This window comes from Ancylobacter polymorphus, from assembly GCF_022836935.1.
Classification (GTDB): Bacteria; Pseudomonadota; Alphaproteobacteria; order Rhizobiales; family Xanthobacteraceae; genus Ancylobacter; species Ancylobacter polymorphus_A.
In genome coordinates this window covers 1,339,805-1,360,000 of record NZ_CP083239.1, presented here as the reverse complement: position 1 = coordinate 1,360,000, position 20,196 = coordinate 1,339,805, and the positions used below count along the sequence as shown (strand labels likewise).

Here is a 20,196-nt window from a genome sequence, read left to right as displayed (position 1 = left end):
CCGACTGGGGTGAAGGGCATTTCGTCGGGATCGTGCGCGTGCTCGATCGCCTCTGCGCAATGGCGCGCCTGGAGGACGTCACCCCACATACCCTGCGCCACACCTTCGCGAGCGTCGCCGGCGACCTCGGCTTTTCCGAACTGACGATCGCGGCGCTGCTCGGTCACGCGGCGCGCGGCGTGACGCAACGTTATATCCATATCGACGAGGCGTTGCGGCTCGCGGCCGACCGCGTCGCGGACGAGATGGCCGACATTCTCGACGGCAAGGCGGCGGCTGCGCGTCCTCCCAGGCGTGGGGCGCGATAGTTGCAGGACGTCCGGTGAGCAGACCGGGGAGCGCCGCAGGCGGAATGGTGAAGCGGTGCGATTAAACAGGTCCTGTCGGCCAGCGAGTTTCAGGGGTTTGCGGAGGGCGGTTGGCGCCAACCCGCCGGGTTTGCATGCCTGACGCGGAGATTGCTGAATTCATTCTCCGCATAAATTGCGGATATTGCCTCTTGCGCTTGCGGAGATTGCCCCTCACATTCTCCGCATGGAGCGCGGAAAATGATGAATTACATTCATGAGCTGCCAGACTGGCACCGGTTTCGCTGGGATCACGCGGTGCTGACCGCGCCGCTGGCCGCGGTGCGTCATCACCAGGGACGGTTAGTCGGCCGCATGGAAGGACTCGGCTTCGAGCTCCGTGGCGAAGCCGTCCTGCGATCCCTGACCGAAGAGGTCCTCAAATCCAGCGACATCGAGGGCGAGCGGCTCGACCGCGCGCAAGTGCGCTCCTCGATCGCGCGGCGCCTCGGCATGGATATCGGGGCGCTTGCCCCGGTGGATCGCCATGTCGAAGGGGTCGTGGAGATGATGCTGGACGCGACCCAGAACTACCGCCTCCCACTTAACGAGGAGCGGCTGTTTGGCTGGCATGCCGCGCTGTTTCCCACCGGGCGCAGCGGCTTGGCGAAGATCACCGTCGGCGCGTGGCGCCCCGGGGAGGCTGGTCCCATGCAGGTGGTTTCCGGACCGATCGGGCGCGAGCATGTCCATTTCGAAGCGCCGAGGGCGGAACGCCTTACGGCCGAGATGCAGGCCTTCCTCGCGTGGTTCAACGCACCCTGCAGCATCGACCCTGTCCTCGTCGCGGCCATAGCCCATCTATGGTTCGTCACCATCCACCCCTTCGAGGACGGGAACGGACGCATCGCCCGCGCCATCGCCGACATGGCGCTGGCGCGCTCGGAGGGCTCGCCGCAGCGGTTCTACAGCATGTCCGCGCAGATCCGTATCGAACGGAAGACCTATTACGACACCCTGGAGCGGACGCAGAAGGGCGACCTTGACATCACTGCGTGGCTGTCCTGGTTCCTAGAATGCCTGGACCGCGCCTTTCAAGGGGCAGAGGCGGCCTTGGCAACGGTTCTGCGCAAGGCGAGGTTCTGGGAGGCTCATGCCAGGAGCGCCCTTAATCCGAGGCAGCACCTCGTGGTGAACCGCCTGCTTGACGGCTTCGAAGGCAAGCTGACCTCGTCCAAATATGCCACGCTCGCCAAGTGCTCGCAGGACACTGCCGCGCGCGACATCGAAGACCTATGCGGCAAAGGCATTCTGGTACGGGATCCGGCCGGCGGGCGGAGCACTAGCTACAGCCTCATCGCTAGCGCCGCCGACGCCGTGGAGGCGGTGGCGCGCTGGGTCCTAGCACATGCCGACAAGGCGGCTCGGGACGGACCGGGCTGGCCCAGTCCGGAGGAGGAGCGGGCTCGGATGGAGCGCATTCAATCCATCGGCCTTGAGCTTCAAATGCTTGCTCGCGAGCCCGACGCGATTCCGATCCATGCCGAATTTGAACAAAGGCTACGTACGCTGCACGATCTGGGGCTTTTCCTGGACGATCGGTTGGTTGGCGCAGTCGCGCGGGCCATCCACCAAGGTCTTTAGTCACGGCACTCCATGGTGCCTTACAGCTTTTCATTATCTTGCATAATAATCATATTTTAATCCCGCGCTAAATATTTTCATCTCACGAACATGAGTGAAAACATCTGAAACACGGTCTCGATGTCGGTTCGAAACCACTCGGTGGCGTTGAACGAGCGGCCATCTGGCCCTGTGACCTTTAGCGCGACGTGGAACGGCCTAAGCGCCGCATGGATCATGCGCTCAGCCTCCTTGGCCGAGTATCCAACGAGCTCGTAGGTCTCAATGATTTCAACCGGCGCGAACAGAAATGCCGCCTGCGTCTCTGCCCGGGCCACCCGGTCCTCGACGGTTCCGGCCGTCGTTCCTACCTTCAGGAGGCCCCGGACCTCCGGACGGTTTGAGCGAGAGCGAAGTACATAAACGAAGCCGGTATGGGCTCCTTCGAACAGCGGTCCTGCCCCTGAAAATCCGATCCGGCGGGCGTCCTTATCCTCATAGAGACGCCGCACCAGCGAGGACATCAACAGGTTGGATTCGGTCTCGTTATCGAAAATCACGCGAAGGCGTGCGTCCGGTTTGCCGTTGCGCCGATGTTCGTCGCGCACATCGGCGACATGGACGAGTTGCCCTTTGAGAACAAAGAACTCCCCGAGCTCGACGCGCTCCTGATGGAAAGGTTGCGGCTTCCGGCTTCCCTCCTCGACAGCAAGGCGCACCGACTCAAAAGCGACGCGAAACCGGTCGAAATCCAGGCATGGCCGCCGATCGGCGACATAGTCCGGCTGAGCCTTGGACTTCAACGCATCGCGAACCTGGAAAATATCGCCTACATCGTTAAGCAGGGGATCGTCCAAAGGGTCGCTTCGCTCAGAGCGGCCGAAGACAAGGCCATGAATGTCCGCATGCTCCAGTCCTGTCAGGCTGGCGCGAGACGCCCGGAGGCCGGCAAGCTCGTTGGCCAGCAGGCGTTCACGCACGTCTTTTCCTTTCGCCGAAACCGGCTCGGTGCCGGTCTCTGCTACGAAGACGTTGATTTTACTGAAGACTTCCGCCGCCCTTTCGAGCAACGGCGTCCTTGCGGCTTTGGGCTTATCTTCTGGCGACTGAAGAAGCGGATCCTTGAGATAATCAATCTCTTCGTCAGACATTTGCGTCGGCTCCAGCCGGTCCTGCGGTGCCGTCCGCTCCTCCCATGTCTTCCCGACGCCGGCGTGCCAAGCGCCGCAGAAAGGCGAGGGCGTCGGCCAGGCGCACTTCGCGTCCATTGGGAGAGTTGAGGTTGGGCTCTCGGTTCTCGCGGCCGATGAACTCGCGGATGCGCGGGAGCAGTTTTTCGGCCTCCTCCTGCGTCATTGAGACCTTCAGCGCACGGACTTCGCCATGAAGGCGCGCCAGCACCTCTTCATTGAGCTCCTTGGACAAGAGCTCGTAGGCGTCGTCGAACTCGCGGCGGCTGCCGAGCAGGTCCACCTGCAGTTCGCGCACATCGATGAAGCGACGTGTGTCGCGAACGAAACGGTCGCCCGCAGAAGTCGCAATCGCCATGGCGTCTGTTGCGGCCGCCTGATCCTGGGCGACATCGGGCGTATAGGCCGCGCCAGCCGGCACGGTCTGGATCGCCTCCGGTTCGTCGTTTACAGCGCGGGCAAGACCTGAGCGGATGCCGAAGAGGGTCGCCGCATCGCCGACTTGTTCCTCGGAAAAGCCCGGGTAACGGGTTCGGATTACATCGGTGACGACCATGTCGTAGATCACATCGGCATGGTGATCGTCCGGATTGATCATCACGGTCAGGGTGCGGGGATCGGCCTGCACATCCGCGAAAAGATCGGGGAAATCGGTTTCGATGACCCGGGCCGCATCACGGTCCACGGGCGGCGTGCCAATGACCTCGATCTCACCCATGTTGGTGACGGGCTCTGGCCGCCCCGTTCTGCCAGGGGTGCCGTCGAATTCGTCTGCGCCCTTGAAGGTACGGAAGCGGAACACCGGCGCCATCACCTGCTCCATCAGGAGCGACACTGAGATGGCCTTCAGCATGTCGTTGACTGCGCGAGCAACCGTTTCATCATTGGCAAAGGGCGCCGACACAAGGTTGGTGAAGCGGGCGGAGGTCTTGCCGGGCGCGTCGCGCGTCGCGCGTCCGATGATCTGCACGATTTCGGTGAGCGAGCCCCTGTAGCCGACCGTTAGGACGTGCTCGCACCAGATCCAGTCGAACCCCTCCTTCGCCATGCCGAGCGCAATGATGACGTCGACGTCCTCCCGCTTTCGCACATTGCGCAGCGAGGACATGACCTTGTCGCGGCCGGGGCCGTCATCGACGAGATTGGCCACCTTCAGGATACGGCGGCCGGCCCGCACGCGCTCGAAGCCAGTGGTCGAATCCTGGCCTAGCGGCTCCCCGAGGGCGGAGATGATCGCGTCCACAGCGAACATCTTGTCGACGGCAGCCTCCGATGAGCCGACATGCGGAATGTGAACGATCGTCTTGAGCTGCGGGTCGAGTGCCTCGCCCATCGCGTCGAGATATCGGCCCCGATAGAAGCGGAAGCCGATATGCAGCTCCTTGAGGTGCTCGTAGCCGTTGAGCTGCTCATAGTAGGTGTAGATCACCCGCTCAAAGCGGGCTTCGTCCTCGGGGTGCAGGATCGCTGCACCGTCGCCGCGGAAATAGGAACCCGTCATGGCGAGGATATGCGCGCTGCCACGATCCATGAGGCCGCGCAGGAAATTGCCCAGCCGGTTGTTCTCATCATTGGAGGCGTGGTGCAACTCGTCGACGCAGACCAGGCAGTTGTCGAACGCCTCCAGTCCGGCGGATGCGAAGGCGAAGCGCAGAGTGGCGTGGGTGCAGAGCGCCGTCGTCTCCGTCTCGGAGCCGAGGAAGGTCACCAGCTCTCGGACCTTTGAGCCGGTTTCGGAGCCGACGCCGCAAAAGTCCCGATCGAGCTTCCAGTCGGCAAAAAAGCCTCCCTCGGTCAGCTTCGTGTCCCGGAACGAGGCGCCGATGGAGCGCTCGGGCACAGCGACGATCACCTTGCGCAGGCCCTGATTCTTCAGCTTGTCGAGACCGACGAACATGGCGGCACGGGACTTGCCGGAGGCGGGCGGCGATTTGACGAGGATGTAATGCGCGTCGCGCACGTCCCAGACGCGCCGCTGCATGGCCCGCATGCCGAGGCTGTCGGTCTGCTTGGACGAGCCGTTCGCGGCATAATGGAGTGTCGTGTCAGCGATACCGGTCATCGCCCGCCTCTTTCCTGGATCGCCGCTTCATAGAGCTGGAGCATATGCTCGATCCGGTCGGCATCGGAGCGATAGCGGCGGGCACCGAATATCTTCTCCACCGTCTCGTCGAGCTCCTCATGCGCCCGACGCAAATCAGGCGGCATGGTCTTCGGGGCGTAGAGGTCGCCGAGCGTCCGACCAAAACCGGCCTCTTTACGCGCCCGGTCGATCTCCCACCAGTGTTCTTCGAGCTCGGCCTTGCGATGGTCTGTCAGTGGCGGAAGTGGAAATGTATTCCAGACCAGAGTGTTAGAATAACGAGGATCTTCCTTCAATCGACCGCCAACTGTTTCTAGCCAGAGTCGATGCATTCGACTGGAAATAATAGAAGCGTGCCAAATTTTTCCGTCAATTATCGCAAACGCAAGATTTGAAGTAATGTCAGGCGCTAGTTTCAAATCAACGGGAAGCCAGATGCGATCTTCACTGGCGGCGCCCGGAATCATTATGGTATGCGATTCTGCTTCATTTTGTTCGCGGAACGACCAAGGTGTCTCAGCCATTTTTTGCGCTGCTGCATCTGAGCTCTCAAGCCGCTTGTCACGCACTTTTTTGAAACGCTCTTCCAACGGAGCTATTGCACGTGCCGTTGCAATATCGCTGGGTTTTACCCAGAGGCACCAACGTTCGATGCCCTTCATCAATTCCTGACTGCCATAAAGCCGTCGGATGAAACGGGAGGCCTCCGGGTAGTTGCCTATAAGATGATCCCGCTCATTGCGGTCGAGAAGAAGCGCCTCGCCATTGTTGGGCATGTTCCCGAATATCATCGGAGCAAAGTCCGTCGCGATGGGCTTGGACCTCTTGGAAACGATGGTCGCCACGTTCGGCGCAAGATAGGGACCAATCAGGGGGACCTGACGAACCGTCTCGCCGTCATAGAGGCTTTTGCTGGCCTGCGTGGGAGCGCCGAGACCGACGATGACGCAGATGACGCCCGCATTCTTTGTGGCAAGATTCGACCATTTGAACGAGCGATGAGCGAAGCGGATTTCGAGGCCATCGAGAAGATGCGGCCAGAGAGTGGAGACAGAGGCTCCCTGCACGATCGAGTTGGTGGAGACGAAAGCGAAGGGCGCGTTCGCGGCCTTGGCGTAGTCGGCGCCTTTGAGAAACCAGATCGCGACGTAATCGAGTTCCCCAGAATTCGGGACGCGACGCGAAAAGACCGCCTTCATGTCCTCGCGCTGCGCCTTCGATTGATGCTTGGAGCCCTTGAACGGGGGGTTGCCCACGACAACGGTCTCGCTTCCCGCTTTCGACGGGCAGGCCTCCAGCCAGTTCGCCGTTGCAGCGTTGGCGCGGGTGATGCATCCGGCCTCGCTCAGGGGCAGGAACGGCCGCCGGATGCCGAGTTCCTTCCAGAACAGCTCATCCATCTGGTGCTGGGCGATCCACAGACCCAGCCTGGCTGTCTGGCACGCGAAGTCATCGATCTCCAGACCGTAGAAATTGTTAAGCGAGACCACATCGAGAGGCATTTCTCCCAGCCGCTTGAAGGTCTCAATCTCCATTTCGCGCAGCGCCTTATAGGCGATGATCAGGAAGTTGCCCGACCCGCAGGCTGGATCGAACATCCGTATGTTGCGCAGCCTCTTCAGGAATGCACGCAGCTTGTCCTTGCTTGTGCCCGCGCGATCCAACTCGGACCTGAGATCATCGAGCAGAATGGGGCGCAGCACCTTCATGATGTTGGTGGGGGATGTGTAGTGCATCCCCAATTCGCCACGCAGCGTCGTGTCGACCACGCCCTGGAGCATAGAGCCAAAGATATCAGGGTTGATGTCGCGCCAGTCCAGGCGAGCGCAGTCGAGCAGGTGGCGGCGGCAGCGACCGTCCAATTCGGGGACGGGGCTCCTCTCCGAGAACAGGCTACCGTTCACATAGGGGAGTTTCGACCAGCCCCTTGCCGGCCCCGCGCCCTGACGCGGGTCATGGTCCATATGCGCGAAGGCGCCTTCGAGGAAGGCCTTGAGGTCGGCGCCGTCCGTCCGGGTCGACTGCTGAAGCGCGGTCTCGAAGGCATCCTTCTCGAAGATGCCGACATCGTCCGAGAACAGGCAGAAGAGAAGCCGCGCCATGAACACGTTGAGGGCGTGACGATCGGCCAGGGTGTTCCAGCCGGGATTCGCGTCGCGAACGGCGTCGAATAGGCGCGACAGATGCTTGGTGGCGCGAACATCCGCGAGGCGCTCGGGATCGGGGACGTGGCGCTCATGCCCGCCGAGCGGAAAGAAGATGTCCGCCTCATAGGCAAGCGCGTCGATCCCGATCCGCTGCTCATCGCCGATTTTGGTATCCCGCGCGGCTATGGCCTCGCCATCATACGCCACGAGGATGCGCGAGCGCTTGGCTTTCGGGCGACCCTCCGTCTCAGCCCGCATCCGATCCAGGGCGACGCCGGTCTCGCCTTTCGGCACGACCTCGAAGCGCAACATACGTGTCCACGTAAACGCGCCGGTAGCCGCCTCCTCGCGAAGGCGAGTGATCGTTGCGCGCGGGGCGCCCACGGCCTCCATCAGCTCCAGGCCGAACGCTCCACCCTCAGGCCGACGGGCGGCCAAGGCTTCGACGTTGTCGTAAATCTCAGTCGGGGTCAGCATGAGAGCGTTGCCAGCCACATAAATTTCACCCCGTATACATCATCCTATCGGATCAAAATCGCACAGCCTGCGGCTGCCATGCGGCATAGAGGTGCCTATCCTCCAAACGTCGAGAGGGCATACCACGAGCATAGCGCGAGCGCTAAGGGCGCCTGCACCGAAAGGGCTGCGTCCGAGCGGTCAGTCGACCGGCCAGTGATCCTCATCTTCATCGGCAGGACCGCCCCGCCCGACACCGACGCGATCAAATCACTCCGAATTATAGCGAGGCTAGCTCGCATCCCTTTCGGGAATGGGAATTTGAGCCATGATCGTGTGTGCGGATAGCTGCGCAGTGACGATACTCATCTGCAACCCTCGACGTGGCCGCAACTTTGGGTATCAATATCCAGAAGTTCTTCAACACGCCGGAGCCCGAATGGCTGCGCCGTTTTCCACCTCGATCGAGTTGCGCCATCTGCGCTATTTCGTGGCGGCCGCCGAGCACGGAAGCTTCCGCAAGGCCGGGGTGGCACTTGAGGTCAAGGAATCGTCCATCAGCCGGAGCGTCCGGGATCTGGAGGATGAGATCGGCGTCTCACTGTTCATCCGGCATTCAAGCGGGGTGAACCTCACTCTGGCGGGGCAAAGGTATCTCAGCCGGACACGGCAGGCGCTGGATCAGATTCGCGAAGCCGGCGAGGAGGCCGCGGCGTTCGGCCGGGCGGAAGAAGGGCACCTGAGGGTTGGGCTGTTCTCGAACCTGTCCTCCGGCTTTCTGCGCGACCTGTTCCAGACCTATGACAGCCGCTATGCGGGTGTTGACATCGACTTTGTCGAAGCGCCTGCCGAAAGTCACGCGGCCGCGATACGGCGGTTCGATCTCGACGCCGCATTCGTGCTGGGCCGGCAAAGCTGGCCGGACTGTGATGCGATGTCCTCGTGGAGCGAACCTCTTCTGTTCGCGCTGCCGCGTCTTCATCCTCTGGTTCAGAGGGACGTGCTGTCTTGGCGCGATCTCGTCGATGAGACCTTTCTCGTCCGCACCGAAGGCTCCGGCAATGAGGTGCGCGGCTTCCTTGAACGCAAATTCCGGGAGCTCGACATCTCGCCGCGCATCAGCACGCAGCAGCTTGCGCGCTACAGCCTTCTTGGCCTCGTCGCCACCGGGCGCGGGATTGTGCCGGTGCTGGAATCGGAGACGACGATCAGCCTACCGGAAGTGGTGTACCGGCCGCTCGCCGGCGAGGTGATCCCGTTTTCGGTGATCTATTCCCCCAGGAATGACAACCCTGCGGTGCGCACCTTGCTCAGCCTCACACGGAAGATGGCCCAGGAGCGGGCTGCGACCCGCTGATGCTCGCAGCGCCGCCAGCCGCGCGGCGCGCCTTGGCGAATTCGCGATCCGTGGCGATGAAGCGCTCCAGCATGGGCACGATGAGCTTTGCTGGATACGGGACAGGCTGACCGGTTTCCCGCGCGAGCACCTCGGCATAGGCGACAAGATCGCGGTGCAACGCGCCGGGCAGCGACAGCGCCACCTTTACCGGCTTGTCGTTCGCGATAGGTCCAAGTTTCAGCTTCGCCATGGTCAGTACCTGTAGGGTTCGAGCACGAGGTCGCGCGTGACCATGACCCGCACCGGGAATCCCGGGCGGATGGTCAGGGTCGGCGCGACGTTCAACTGCCGGCGGATGATCTCCTGGCCGGCATCGTTGATGGTGTCCTGCGCGCCGCTCTGCAGCGCCTGGATCAGTTCGTCCTCATCATCCATGGCGAGCTCGGCGCTGACGGAGAGCAGCGTCGAGAGACCGACCGCCTTGGCGAGGTCCCACCAGTGCATGTCGACGCCGTCCTCGAGGCCGGCATAGCCCTGCGCATCGGTGCCTGGCTGACGCTCCAGCACGATGGAGCGGCCATTGGGGAAGATCAGCCGGTTCCAGACCAGCAGGATCCGGCGCTGACCGAAGCCGACACCATTGTCGTATTGGCCGAGCAGCCGTGTGCCCTGCGGGATGATCAGGATGCGGCCGGTCGGGCTGTCATAGACGTTCTCGGTGACCTGGGCGGTAATCTGGCCCGGCAAGTCGGAGCGAATGCCGGTGATGAGCGCGGCGGGGATGACAGCGCCGGCTTGCAGCACATAAGGCGATGCTGGCGCCATGACGCGATCGGATGCGACCACGCGCCGATCGACCGCGGCATTGAGGAAGGCGAGCTGGCGGTCCTGGGCTGAAGGCGTACCGCCCGGCCCGACGGCGCCAAGGCCGCTGAAGCTTGAAGCACCCGTTACTGACGACACCGGCGCGCGAGCCTGTGCCGCCTGGAAGAATACGCGGCTGGTCCGCGCTGCTTCCTGCTCGGCGAGACGGCGCTGCTGCTCGGGATCGACCTGTGGCGCCGTCATTGTTGGCGGCACGACGGGCTGGCCGCGGTTCTGTGCATCAAGGATCGGCCGGCCGAGATCGCCGGGAAGAGGCGGACCCAGGATGGGGCCAGTGTAATCCCTCGGCAGGCCGGCAAGGCCATCGGCGGTGGAGCGGTTCTGGGTGGAATAAAGTTCCTCGCCGCCGGTTCCTTTGTCTCGCCCCTGCAGCGCATAGATCAGCGCGCCACCAATGCCGAGGCCGACGACCAACCCGGCACCGGCCAGTACCTTGCGTGAGAGACGCGTGACGCGCGGCGGCTCGGGACGCAGCCGCATGGCGGCGGCGTGATCGGTGGTCGGAGCGCCGAGATCCGCCTCTAGGTCATGATTGTCGGGGCTGCTCATGATGCCGGCCTCCCGTCCGTACGCTCGATCCGCACCTTCTGCGGACGCTCGCCGCCACCGAGGCGCAGCTCGGCCGCGCCGAACAGCCGGTCGACGATCAGGATGTTCTGGTGGATGCGGCTATTGACGATCTGGGCTTCGCCATCCGCGCCGATTACGAAGAGAGGCGGCATCTCGCCCTGAACGATGCCGCGCGGGAACTCGACATAGACCTTGCGTCCGTCGTCATAGACAGCGATTGGCCGCCAGGGCGGCGTGTCGCCGGTAAGCGCATAGCGATAGTTGCGGGCCGCGAAATTCGGGATGACCGGCGTCGGCGGAACAATGGGGCGCTGCGCTCCCGGAACCTGCGGATAGGCCCAGGCGACGGCCGGCATATAGGGTTTCTCGCCGGCGCGCAGTTCGATCATGTAGCTGCGCCGGTCGGTGGTGATGACAAGATTCGTGGAGATGTCCGCCCGCGTCGGCTTCACCAGCACATGCACGCGCCGGTTCGCCCCTTCGCCGCTCTCGGTGTCGCCGATGATCCAGCGCGCGGTATCGCCTGCCGCGATCGGCCCGCTGCCGGTCAGGCTCTCGCCCGGCTCCAGCGCGATGTTGGTGATCTGGCCGGGCGCGGCATAGACCTGATAGAGCGCGCCCTCGCTCCAGGGGTAGATCTGGATGGCGTTGTAATAGCCCTCGCGGCGCGGCTCGACCCGCGCAGCCGCGTTGGCGTTCTCGACGCGGGCAACCGGTGTTTTCGCATCCGTGCCGCCCTTGGCCGGCGTCCAGGCGGGCGGCGTGTGGAGCGGCCGCGGCCGGTCATCCGCAACCACTGTCGGCGCCGTCGGCAGCGCCGGCACCTCACTGTCATAGCTGATCTGTGGCGGCTTCGGTGCCGATGCGCAGCCGCCAAGCGCGGTTGCCGAGAGCAGGAGAACCGCAAAGGCGGATCGGCACAGAGCCGGAGATGCGGATTTACGGATCGACGTTTTCACTGGCTCATCTCCCGCGACCAGCTGATGGCGTTGACATAGATGCCAAGGGGATTGGTACGCAGGCGCTCGGCATCGTGCGGCGGCTGGATCACGAGGGTCAAGATCGCGCTCCAGCGCTCGGTGGCGGCGAGCTGGCCGTTCTCGTAGCGCCGCTCAACCCAGGCGAGACGGAAGGAATCGGGCGAGGCCCGGATCACGCTGGAGACCTCGACGGCGATCTGCTGCTTGCCGACCCGGGTAAAAGGATCGTTGGCGCGGGCATAATCGTTGAGCGCGGCGGCGCCCCGATCTGTGGTGAATTCATAGGCCCTGAGCCAGTTCTGCCGCACGATAACGGGATCGGCCGGCAGGCTGCGCACCTGCTCGATGAAGCGGGCGAGATGCCAGGCAATCTGCGGATCGGTGGGGCGATAATCGCCGGTGGCGGGTCCAACGGCCTGCGTCTGGCCGAGACGATCGACCTCGACCACCCAGGGCACGACGGTGCCCCGCGTCGACTGCCAGATCAGCGCCGAGGCAAAGCCGGCCGAGAGCAACAGACTGCCAAAGGCCATCAGTCGCCAGTTCTTCGCCTGCACACGGGCCGAGCCGATACGCTCGTCCCAGACCTGGGCCGCCTTCTGATAGGGCGTGACGGGCTCGGGCGAGGTGCCGTAATGTGTCGCGGGTCGCTTGAAGAGGCTCATGAGCGGTCGCTCTCGCTGAGGGAGACGGAAGAGCCGCCGGCATGGCTGTCACCGGAGCGCACAGCATGGGCGGCGGCGGAGACGCCGTGGCGAAGCGACTGGCCGCGCTTCATGCGCTTGGCCCAGTCGGGCACGTCACCGGCGGAGGAGGCTGAGGCCGTACCGCTGACGGCGTTCGCGAGCGGTGACACGGCGGCAGAGCCCGCGGCTCGCGCGACGCCACCGAGACCTGAGGCGACACCCGCCATGCCGGACTGGCCGGCGGAACCGAGGCTATAGGCCGTTGCGCCACCCCGCGCCGCGGCCGCCGTCGCGGAGAGCGCCGCTCCGCCGCCTCGGACGGCGAGGCTGGCAGCACCGCCGGCGGCCAGCATGGCGCCACCGGCAGCGAGGCCGGTGCCGACCGCGGCCCCCGCGCTCAGCTGCGGACCACCGGAGACAAGGCCGGCGGCAATGCCGGGACCGAAGATGCCGAGACCGAGCAGGGACAGAGCAGCCAGCACGATGGCCATGGCGTCATCGATGGTTGGCGTCTGACCACCGAAGCCGGCGGTGAACTGGCCAAACAGGGTGGAGCCGATGCCGATGATGACGGCGAGCACCATGACCTTGATGCCGGAGGACACGACATTGCCGAGCACCCGTTCGGCCATGAAGGCGGTCTTGCCGAACAGGCCGAAGGGGATCAGCACGAAGCCGGCGAGCGTGGTCAGCTTGAACTCGATCAGGGTGACGAAGAGCTGCACCGCGAGGATGAAGAAGGAGAGCAGCACCAGCGCCCAGGCAAACAGCAGGCAGGCGATCTGGATGAAGTTCTCGAAGAAGGCGACCCAGCCCATCAAATCGGAGATGGACTCGAGCAGCGGCCGACCAGCATCGAGCCCGGTCTGGGCCACCTTGCCCGGACGCATGAGGTCGCTGACGGAAAATGCCGTGCCCGATCCCTTCAGCCCAAGCCCGGCGAAGCTCTCGAAGACGATGCGGGCGAGGGTGTTCCAGTTGCCGATGATGTAGGCGAAGACGCCGACGAACAGCGTCTTCTTGATGAGCCGGGCGATGATGTCGTCATCAGCGCCCCACGACCAGAACAGCGCCGCCAGCGTCACGTCGATGACGATGAGCGTGGTGGCGATGAAGGCGACCTCGCCGCCCAGCAGGCCGAAGCCGCTGTCGATATAGGAGGTGAAGACACCCAGGAAAGTGTCGATGACGCCGGTGCCGCCCATCTCAGTGGCCTTCAGTCGTCGCGGGACGGCCGAGAAAGCGGTCGCGCGTCTGCGCCCAGACCTTCAGGCATGCGGCGTCCTGCGCGGCGGCTTCTCCAAGCTGCTGACACCGCTGCTGCTCATCGCGCAAAGGATCGCGCTCGGCCTCGACCGTCCGAATGGGTGAAGGCTCCGGCGCCTTCTCCTCCCGGCTCATCTCAAGAACCGCCGCCATGCCGGCGATGGCTACGAAGATCACCGCGCCGAGCCGGGCCAGCATGGCTGCGTCCATGTTCGCCTCCGTCAGTTGCTGAACATGCGGGCAGTGCCGGCCTGGTAGCCGGCGCCCGGGGTGAGGAAGCGCCGGCGCTGCTCGCGTCCCTGCTCGGCGGCGGTCGCGCGTTCCGCCTCGGAGAGCGCCGCGGCGCGCCCATTGGCGGACATCACCGCGATCAGGTCGGAAAGCTGCTGCGACTGCAGGGCGAGTAACTGGTTGCCGGCCTGCGTGGCCTGAAGCGCGCCCGTGGCACCCTGGCTCTGGCCGACGAGGGTCGCCATCTCGGCCTTGTTGGCGTCGACATTGCCGACGACGCCGGCCTGCACCCGCAGCGCATCCTGCAAGCCCCCTACCGTGGTCTGCCAGCGCGAGCGCGCACCGGCGACGAGATCGGCATCGGAGGCCGAGAGCGGGATATTGCCATAGCGCTGCTGGAAGGCCTGGTCGATCTGGCCGACATCGAAAGCGATGCTCTGCGCCTGCCCGAGCAACTGCTGGGTGCGCTGGACCGATTGCTGGATCTGCAGCAACGAGGAATGCGGCAGGCTGGCGAGATTGCGCGCCTGGTTGATCAGCATTTGCGCTTCGTTCTGCAGCGAGGTGATCTGGTTGTTGATCTGCTCCAGCGCCCGCGCCGCCGATATCATGTTCTCCGCGTAGTTCCAGGGATCATAGACCGTGAGGGCCTGCGCGGGCGGGGACAGCACGGGTGCGAGGGCGAGCGACGCGGACAGAAGCGCGACGGCGACGGTGAGCGCGCGCGGACGGGACAGCGTCATGGCTGCGTCTCCAGATTGGTGAGGTTGGGAATGAGGTCGGCGGCCCAGCCGAGGCCGCGATGACGCAGCCAAGCGTCCAGGAAGCCGTCGCGACCGTGCGCGGCGAAGACCTTGTCGACGGCCTGCTGGTCGGTCTTGGAGGATGCAGCGCACAGCGCCAGCGCGACCTCGCTGAGGCCGAGCTCAAACAGCCGGTTGCCGCGCCGCGACTGGCAATAGTAGTCGCGCTTCGGGGTCGCCCGCGCGAGGATCTCGATCTGGCGGTCGTTCAGGCCGAAGCGGCGATAGATGGCGGTGATCTGCGGCTCGATGGCCCGCTCATTGGGGAGCAAGAGCCTCGTGGGGCAGCTTTCAATGATCGCGGGCGCGATCGCCGAGCCGTCGATATCTGAGAGCGATTGCGTAGCGAAAATGACGGAGGCGTTCTTCTTGCGCAGCGTCTTCAGCCACTCCCGCAACTGGCCGGCGAAGCCCTCATCGTCCAGCGCCAGCCAGCCCTCATCGATGATGATGAGGGTCGGAGATCCGTCGAGCCGGTCCTCGATCCGGTGGAACAGATAAGCCAGCACCGCCGGCGCGGCCTCCATGCCGATCAGACCTTCCGTCTCGAAGGCCTGGACGGTGGCTGAGCCCAGATGCTCGCTCTCGGCGTCAAGCAGCCGGCCCCATGCCGCGCCGAGGCAATAGGGACGCAGTGCCTGCTTCAGGTCGTTGGACTGCAGGAGGACGCAGAGGCCTGTGAGGGTGCGCTCCTCGACCGGCGCCGAGGCGAGCGAGGTCAACGCCGTCCAGATGTGCTCCTTCACCTGCGGCGTGATGGGAATACCTTCGCGGGTGAGGATGGCAGTAAGCCAGTCTGCGGCCCAAGCGCGCTCGGCAGCTTCATCGATGCGCGCAAGCGGCTGGAGCGAAACGCTCTCCGCGCTGCCCTCGCTGAGCCCGCCACCGAGATCGTGCCAGTCCCCGCCCATGGCGAGCGCCGCGGCACGGATCGAGCCCCCGAAGTCGAAGGCAAACACCTGCGCACCGGCGTAGCGCCGGAACTGCAACGCCATCAGCGCCAGCAGCACGGACTTGCCCGCGCCGGTGGGGCCCACGACGAGGGTATGGCCGACATCGCCCACATGGAGGCAGAACCGGAACGGAGTCGAGCCCTCGGTCTTGCCGAAAAGCAGCGGCGGTGCATCGAAATGCGCGTCGCGGCTCTCGCCGGCCCACACTGCTGACAGCGGGATCATGTGGGCGAGATTGAGCGTCGAGATCGGCGGCTGGCGGACATTGGCATAGACGTGGCCGGGCAAAGACCCGAGCCAGGCGTCGACGGCATTGATGGTCTCGGTCATCACCGTGAAGTCGCGGCCCTGGATGGCCTTCTCGACCCGTCGCAGCTTCTCGTCGGCGATGCGCGGATCGGCATCCCACACGGTCACTGTCGCGGTGACATAGGCGATGCCGGCGTGATCCGCCCCGAGCTCCTGCAGGGCGAGGTCGGCATCTTCAGCCTTGTTCGCGGCATCCGAGTCCACGAGGACGGATGCCTCGTTGGTCATCACCTCCTTCAGGATGGCGGCGATGGATTTGCGCTTGGCGAACCACTGGCGGCGGATCCTGGTCAGCAGCCGAACGGCGTCCGCCTTGTCGAGCAGGATAGCGCGGGTGGACCAGCGATACGGAAAGGCCAGCCGGTTCAGCTCATCGAGCAGGCCGGGCGTCGTCACCGTGGGAAAGCCGGTAATGGTCAGCACCCGCAGATGCTGGTCGCCAAGGCGCGGGTCCAGCCCGCCGGTGAGCGGCTGATCGGGAAGCAGCGCGTCGAGATAGATCGGCGTCTCTGGCACGCGGACACGGTGCCGCTGCGTCGAGACGCAGCCATGCAGGTAGGTCAGCGTCTCGCCGTCATCGAGCCAGCGGCATTCCGGCATGAAGGCATCGATGAGGTTGAGGAGCCGATCGGTCCGGTCGGCAAAGCCGCGCAACGTCTCATGGGGATCGAGACCCGCCTTGTCCCGCCCTTCATAAAGCCAGCCTTCGGTGCGCGCGGCATCCTCGGCCGGCGGGAGGAAGGTGAAGGTCAGGAAGTAGCTCGACTCGAAATGGCTTCCGGCTTCTTCAAAGTCGGCCCGCCGCTCGGCATCGACCAAAGCGGAGGCGGCATCGGGGAAGGTGCTCGCCGGATAGGTCGCGGCGGCATGGCGCTGCGCCTCCACGAATATCGCCCAACCCGAGCCGAGGCGACGAAAGGCGTTATTTAGCCGCCCGGCGACCGCGACGAGCTCGGCTGGCACGGCGCTGTCGAGGTCCGGCCCGCGAAAACGCGCCGTGCGCTGGAACGAGCCGTCCTTGTTCAGCACGATGCCGGGCGCGACCAGTGCCGCCCAGGGCAGGAAATCGGCAAGGCGGCGGTTGCGGCTGCGATACTCGGCGAGGTTCATCATAATGGCACCCCGCTCAGACCGAGAGATGCGCGGGGATGCGCAGATGCCGACGCACCACCTCGACGAAAAGCGGATCACGCTTCGCCGCCCACATCGCCGCGACATGGCCGATCATTCCGATGGCGAGGCCGACCAGCCACAGGCGCAGGCCGAGACCCACGGCCCCGGCGAGCGTGCCATTGACGATGGCGATGGCACGCGGCGCCCCGCCGAGCAGGATCGGCTCGGTCAGCGCCCGGTGGACCTGAACGCTGAAGCCGGGGACGTCGATCGGCTCCGCCATCAGACGAGCGCTCCGCCGCCGAAGGAGAAGAAGGACAGGAAGAAGCTCGAGGCGGCGAAGGCGATCGACAGGCCGAACACGATCTGGATCAGCCGGCGGAAGCCGCCCGACGTGTCGCCGAAGGCCAGCGCCAGCCCGGTCGAGATGATGACAATGACGGCGATGATCTTGGCGACCGGCCCTTCGATCGATTGAAGGATGGATTGCAGCGGCGCCTCCCACGGCATGGAGGAGCCGGAGGCATGAGCGCTGGCCATGGCCATCAGGCTGATGCAGGTGGCAGACACGGCCAAGCGGGCGGCGCTACGGGCGCGATGGAGCGATCGGATCATGAGGGATCTCCGGTGAAAGCAGGGGTGACGCGGTAGTCGCCATCGGGGCCGAGGCCCTCGACATGGGCGAGTTCGGTGAGCCGGCGCGCCGCACCGCGGCCCGCGAGCACGGCCACGAGATTGATGGTCTCGGCGATCAGCGCGCGCGGGACGGTGACGACGGCTTCCTGGATGAGTTGCTCCATCCGGCGCAGCGCGCCGAGTGCACTGCCGGCATGGATGGTGCCGATGCCGCCGGGATGGCCAGTGCCCCACGCCTTGAGCAGGTCGAGCGCCTCTGCGCCGCGCACCTCGCCGATGGGGATGCGGTCGGGACGCAGCCGCAGCGCGGAGCGAACAAGGTCGGAGAGCGAAGCGGCTCCATCCTTGGTGCGCAGGGCAACGAGGTTCGGCGCAGCGCATTGCAACTCGCGCGTATCCTCGATGAGAACAACGCGATCGGAGGTTTTCGCGACCTCGGCGAGGAGCGCATTGGTCAAAGTGGTCTTGCCCGTCGAGGTGCCGCCCGCGACGAGAATGTTGGCGCGAGAGACAACACCATGGCGCAGCGCGTCGGCCTGTCCGGCGGACATGATCCGGGCGCGGACATAATCCTCGAGCGTGAACACCGCGACGGCGGGCTTGCGGATGGCGAAAGTCGGCGCCGCCACGACCGGCGGCAACAATCCCTCGAAACGTTCTCCCGTCTCGGGCAGCTCAGCTGAAACGCGCGGGGCTCCCGCATGAACCTCGGCGCCGACATGATGCGCGACGAGCCGCACGATGCGCTCGCCGTCTGCAGGCAAAAGCCGCTCACCGGTGTCGGACAGTCCCTCCGAGAGACGGTCGATCCACAATCGCCCGTCTGGGTTCAACATCACCTCGACGACAGCCGAGTCTTCCAGATGCCGGGCGATGGCCGGACCCAGCGCCGTGCGCAGCATCCGCGCGCCGCGGGCGAAACCCTGATGATGATGTGCTGCCGCCATGCCAACCCCGACGTGCCGGGGTCCTGACGATCTCATCCCGGGTGGGGATGATTAAAAGAGCCCGATATTAGGCCGGTTCAACAGGATTCGATCCGCGTCGCAGCGTGGCGTGCAACGACAGGTGAACGGCGGGAACGGCTGTCCGGTTATCGGAAGCTTCATAGGAAGCCTCCGCTTCACGGCTTGAAACAATGCTCCCTGTGCCAGCGCAGGAAATGGGGATGGGGTCGCTCGATCAACCTGCGTGGCGCGATGGCGCGGCTCCGCCATGAGCGATAGGATGGCTATCTATCGATCACGTATCCGCTATTATGTGAGCTATAGCGGGAGACTCTGCCGCTCATGGTGTGGAACTGGACGCAGCACGGCTGGCCGCATTTTGCCTATGATCCGGTTGCCCTCGAACCGCTGGAGCGGCGGTTCCTGCTGCTCACCGGCGAGGTGATCGGTGCGGTCCGGCATGTGAGCGATGACGAGCGGGACCTGCTGCGGATCGAACTCCTCAGCGACGAGGCGGTCAAGACCAGCGCGATCGAAGGGGAGGCGCTGGATCGCCTCAGCGTGCAATCCTCCCTGCGCCGTCAGCTCGGCCTCGACACCGACAATCGCAACGTGAGGCCGAAGGAACGGGGCATCGCGGAGATGATGGTCGATCTCTATCGGAGCTGGGCCGATCCCCTCGACGCCGACACGCTATTCCGCTGGCACCGCATGCTGATGGCGGATAGCCGGCATCTGGAGGCCATCGGCGGCTACCGTCGCCATGAAGACGCGATGCAGATCGTGTATGGCCGCCAGGATCGGCCGACCGTGCATTTCGAGGCGCCGCCATCCTCTCGGGTTCCGGACGAGATGGCCGCCTATCTCGCCTGGTTCAAAGGCTCGGCCCCGGACGGTGGAACGCCCTTGCCAGCACTCACCCGGGCCGGGATCGGACATCTCTATTTCGAGAGCATCCACCCCTTCGAGGACGGCAACGGTCGCATCGGCCGGACATTGGCGGAAAAATCCCTCGCCCAGAACATCGGGCAGCCGACCCTGATCGCGCTCGCCCATACCATCGAGCAGCATCGCAAGGCCTATTACGACCAGCTCGAGAACCATCAGCGGACGCTCGATGTCACGGGCTGGCTGGTCTATTTCGCCGAAACAATCATCGCGGCCCAGCAGACAACGCTCGATCGCGTCGCCTTCTACATCGCCAAGGCACATTTTTACGATCGCTTCCGCGACAAGATGAACGAACGGCAGGAGAAGGTGATCGCCCGCCTGTTCCGCGAGGGCCCCGGCGGCTTCACGGGCGGCCTGAGCGCGGAGAACTACCTCGCGATCACCGGCACCTCACGCCCCACCGCCACGCGCGATCTGCACGATATGGTGGAACAAGGAGCTCTGACGCGAACCGGGGAACGCCGATACACCCGCTACCACCTGAATCTGCCGGGAAAGGCTGAAAGGTCGTGAGCTGGCGGCACGTGCCGCAACTGTTTGGGGTCTTTGGGGCGCCCTCGGCGAGGCATCCCCCTTGAACCTGCAGGACGCGCCAGAAGCCGAAGTTCGCTGCGGCTGCGACGAACAGCCGGTTTGGGGCCGGGAGCGCACTGGCAGCTTTTGGGGACTTCAAACGAGAAGCGGACATATAGCCGATGAATGTCCGAGGCCGGAATTGGCCCATAGCTGACGCCGGTAGCG

General features: G+C 64.6%; 18 protein-coding genes and 1 pseudogene (1 of these 19 running past the window's edge). 4 read left to right on the top strand and 15 right to left on the bottom strand.

Annotated features, from left to right (window positions below):
• Both K9D25_RS06450 and K9D25_RS06445 read left to right on the top strand, forming a co-directional pair.
• Positions 1–308: the 3' portion of a tyrosine-type recombinase/integrase gene (locus tag K9D25_RS06450; protein ID WP_244450042.1), read on the top strand. 970 nt of this gene lie to the left of the window's left edge; the window shows 308 of its 1,278 coding nt (coding positions 971–1,278); the start codon falls outside the window, past its left edge; its stop codon occupies positions 306–308.
• Between the two features lie 240 nt (positions 309–548).
• The gene (locus K9D25_RS06445) at positions 549–1,931 is read left to right on the top strand and encodes a Fic family protein (RefSeq protein ID WP_347881468.1); all 1,383 of its coding nucleotides are present in this window, start codon (positions 549–551) and stop codon (positions 1,929–1,931) included.
• 77 nt (positions 1,932–2,008) lie between these two features.
• Here K9D25_RS06445 and K9D25_RS06440 read toward each other — a convergent pair whose 3' ends face one another.
• Genes K9D25_RS06440 through K9D25_RS06430 form a run of 3 tightly spaced genes read right to left on the bottom strand, consistent with a single transcriptional unit; the run spans position 2,009 to position 7,807 of the window.
• Positions 2,009–3,061, bottom strand: a complete 1,053-nt coding sequence (locus K9D25_RS06440; RefSeq protein ID WP_244450041.1) for a GIY-YIG nuclease family protein — start codon at positions 3,059–3,061, stop codon at positions 2,009–2,011.
• Entirely contained in the window at positions 3,054–5,162 is a 2,109-nt protein-coding gene (locus tag K9D25_RS06435; protein WP_244450040.1) for a DEAD/DEAH box helicase, read from the bottom strand. The genes K9D25_RS06440 and K9D25_RS06435 overlap by 8 nt, the downstream gene beginning before the upstream one ends.
• The gene (locus K9D25_RS06430; protein ID WP_244450039.1) at positions 5,159–7,807 is read right to left on the bottom strand and encodes a DNA methyltransferase; all 2,649 of its coding nucleotides are present in this window, start codon (positions 7,805–7,807) and stop codon (positions 5,159–5,161) included. The genes K9D25_RS06435 and K9D25_RS06430 overlap by 4 nt, the downstream gene beginning before the upstream one ends.
• A 418-nt stretch (positions 7,808–8,225) precedes the next feature.
• On the opposite strand from K9D25_RS06430, the gene K9D25_RS06425 reads away from it, so the two are divergent.
• On the top strand, positions 8,226–9,143 hold the full coding sequence (locus K9D25_RS06425) for a LysR family transcriptional regulator (protein ID WP_244450038.1): 918 nt from the start codon (positions 8,226–8,228) through the stop codon (positions 9,141–9,143).
• Here the strand turns inward: K9D25_RS06425 and K9D25_RS06420 are convergent.
• The 12 genes and pseudogenes from K9D25_RS06420 to K9D25_RS06365 all read right to left on the bottom strand — a co-directional run.
• Positions 9,103–9,375 (bottom strand): DUF2274 domain-containing protein, encoded by a 273-nt coding sequence (locus tag K9D25_RS06420; RefSeq protein ID WP_244450037.1) that lies wholly within the window; start codon positions 9,373–9,375, stop codon positions 9,103–9,105. The two genes, K9D25_RS06425 and K9D25_RS06420, sit on opposite strands and share 41 nt — an antisense overlap.
• Positions 9,376–9,377: 2 nt before the next feature.
• Positions 9,378–10,559, bottom strand: a complete 1,182-nt coding sequence (locus K9D25_RS06415; RefSeq protein WP_244450036.1) for a TrbI/VirB10 family protein — start codon at positions 10,557–10,559, stop codon at positions 9,378–9,380.
• Positions 10,556–11,539 (bottom strand): P-type conjugative transfer protein TrbG, encoded by a 984-nt coding sequence (trbG, locus tag K9D25_RS06410; protein ID WP_244450035.1) that lies wholly within the window; start codon positions 11,537–11,539, stop codon positions 10,556–10,558. Before trbG ends, K9D25_RS06415 begins: the two co-directional genes overlap by 4 nt.
• Positions 11,536–12,225, bottom strand: a complete 690-nt coding sequence (gene trbF, locus K9D25_RS06405; RefSeq protein WP_244450034.1) for a conjugal transfer protein TrbF — start codon at positions 12,223–12,225, stop codon at positions 11,536–11,538. The genes trbG and trbF overlap by 4 nt, the downstream gene beginning before the upstream one ends.
• Entirely contained in the window at positions 12,222–13,451 is a 1,230-nt protein-coding gene (gene trbL, locus K9D25_RS06400; protein ID WP_244450033.1) for a P-type conjugative transfer protein TrbL, read from the bottom strand. Before trbL ends, trbF begins: the two co-directional genes overlap by 4 nt.
• 1 nt (position 13,452) lies before the next feature.
• A complete protein-coding gene (gene trbK-alt, locus K9D25_RS06395; protein WP_244450032.1) occupies positions 13,453–13,722 on the bottom strand; it encodes a putative entry exclusion protein TrbK-alt in 270 nt (89 codons plus the stop codon).
• 11 nt (positions 13,723–13,733) lie between these two features.
• On the bottom strand, positions 13,734–14,486 hold the full coding sequence (gene trbJ / locus K9D25_RS06390) for a P-type conjugative transfer protein TrbJ (RefSeq protein ID WP_244450031.1): 753 nt from the start codon (positions 14,484–14,486) through the stop codon (positions 13,734–13,736).
• Positions 14,483–16,921, bottom strand: coding sequence for a conjugal transfer protein TrbE (gene trbE / locus K9D25_RS06385; protein ID WP_244450030.1), 2,439 nt, complete (start codon positions 16,919–16,921; stop codon positions 14,483–14,485). Before trbE ends, trbJ begins: the two co-directional genes overlap by 4 nt.
• Positions 16,922–16,934: 13 nt before the next feature.
• Positions 16,935–17,204, bottom strand: a complete 270-nt coding sequence (locus K9D25_RS06380; RefSeq protein WP_244450029.1) for a VirB3 family type IV secretion system protein — start codon at positions 17,202–17,204, stop codon at positions 16,935–16,937.
• The gene (locus tag K9D25_RS06375) at positions 17,204–17,536 is read right to left on the bottom strand and encodes a TrbC/VirB2 family protein (protein ID WP_244450028.1); all 333 of its coding nucleotides are present in this window, start codon (positions 17,534–17,536) and stop codon (positions 17,204–17,206) included. Before K9D25_RS06375 ends, K9D25_RS06380 begins: the two co-directional genes overlap by 1 nt.
• Entirely contained in the window at positions 17,533–18,504 is a 972-nt protein-coding gene (gene trbB / locus K9D25_RS06370; RefSeq protein ID WP_244450027.1) for a P-type conjugative transfer ATPase TrbB, read from the bottom strand. Before trbB ends, K9D25_RS06375 begins: the two co-directional genes overlap by 4 nt.
• 176 nt (positions 18,505–18,680) lie before the next feature.
• A pseudogene (locus K9D25_RS06365) lies at positions 18,681–18,764 on the bottom strand (HNH endonuclease); the annotation flags it as partial.
• An 82-nt stretch (positions 18,765–18,846) separates the two neighbouring features.
• Here K9D25_RS06365 and K9D25_RS06360 point away from each other — a divergent pair.
• Complete coding sequence (locus K9D25_RS06360; RefSeq protein ID WP_244450026.1) at positions 18,847–19,968, top strand: Fic family protein; 1,122 nt, start codon at positions 18,847–18,849, stop codon at positions 19,966–19,968.
• Positions 19,969–20,196: the final 228 nt, after the last annotated feature.

What these genes read in the sequence shown, in the direction of transcription:
- K9D25_RS06445 (WP_347881468.1), top strand. Translation starts at nt 549, where the DNA reads ATGATGAATTACATTCATGAGCTGCCAGACTGGCACCGGTTTCGCTGG.
- K9D25_RS06440 (WP_244450041.1), bottom strand. Translation starts at nt 3,061, where the DNA reads ATGTCTGACGAAGAGATTGATTATCTCAAGGATCCGCTTCTTCAGTCG.
- K9D25_RS06435 (WP_244450040.1), bottom strand. Translation starts at nt 5,162, where the DNA reads ATGACCGGTATCGCTGACACGACACTCCATTATGCCGCGAACGGCTCG.
- K9D25_RS06430 (WP_244450039.1), bottom strand. Translation starts at nt 7,807, where the DNA reads ATGCTGACCCCGACTGAGATTTACGACAACGTCGAAGCCTTGGCCGCC.
- K9D25_RS06425 (WP_244450038.1), top strand. Translation starts at nt 8,226, where the DNA reads ATGGCTGCGCCGTTTTCCACCTCGATCGAGTTGCGCCATCTGCGCTAT.
- K9D25_RS06420 (WP_244450037.1), bottom strand. Translation starts at nt 9,375, where the DNA reads ATGGCGAAGCTGAAACTTGGACCTATCGCGAACGACAAGCCGGTAAAG.
- K9D25_RS06415 (WP_244450036.1), bottom strand. Translation starts at nt 10,559, where the DNA reads ATGAGCAGCCCCGACAATCATGACCTAGAGGCGGATCTCGGCGCTCCG.
- trbF (WP_244450034.1), bottom strand. Translation starts at nt 12,225, where the DNA reads ATGAGCCTCTTCAAGCGACCCGCGACACATTACGGCACCTCGCCCGAG.
- trbL (WP_244450033.1), bottom strand. Translation starts at nt 13,451, where the DNA reads ATGGGCGGCACCGGCGTCATCGACACTTTCCTGGGTGTCTTCACCTCC.
- trbK-alt (WP_244450032.1), bottom strand. Translation starts at nt 13,722, where the DNA reads ATGGACGCAGCCATGCTGGCCCGGCTCGGCGCGGTGATCTTCGTAGCC.
- trbJ (WP_244450031.1), bottom strand. Translation starts at nt 14,486, where the DNA reads ATGACGCTGTCCCGTCCGCGCGCGCTCACCGTCGCCGTCGCGCTTCTG.
- trbE (WP_244450030.1), bottom strand. Translation starts at nt 16,921, where the DNA reads ATGATGAACCTCGCCGAGTATCGCAGCCGCAACCGCCGCCTTGCCGAT.
- K9D25_RS06380 (WP_244450029.1), bottom strand. Translation starts at nt 17,204, where the DNA reads ATGGCGGAGCCGATCGACGTCCCCGGCTTCAGCGTTCAGGTCCACCGG.
- K9D25_RS06375 (WP_244450028.1), bottom strand. Translation starts at nt 17,536, where the DNA reads ATGATCCGATCGCTCCATCGCGCCCGTAGCGCCGCCCGCTTGGCCGTG.
- trbB (WP_244450027.1), bottom strand. Translation starts at nt 18,504, where the DNA reads ATGGCGGCAGCACATCATCATCAGGGTTTCGCCCGCGGCGCGCGGATG.
- K9D25_RS06360 (WP_244450026.1), top strand. Translation starts at nt 18,847, where the DNA reads ATGGTGTGGAACTGGACGCAGCACGGCTGGCCGCATTTTGCCTATGAT.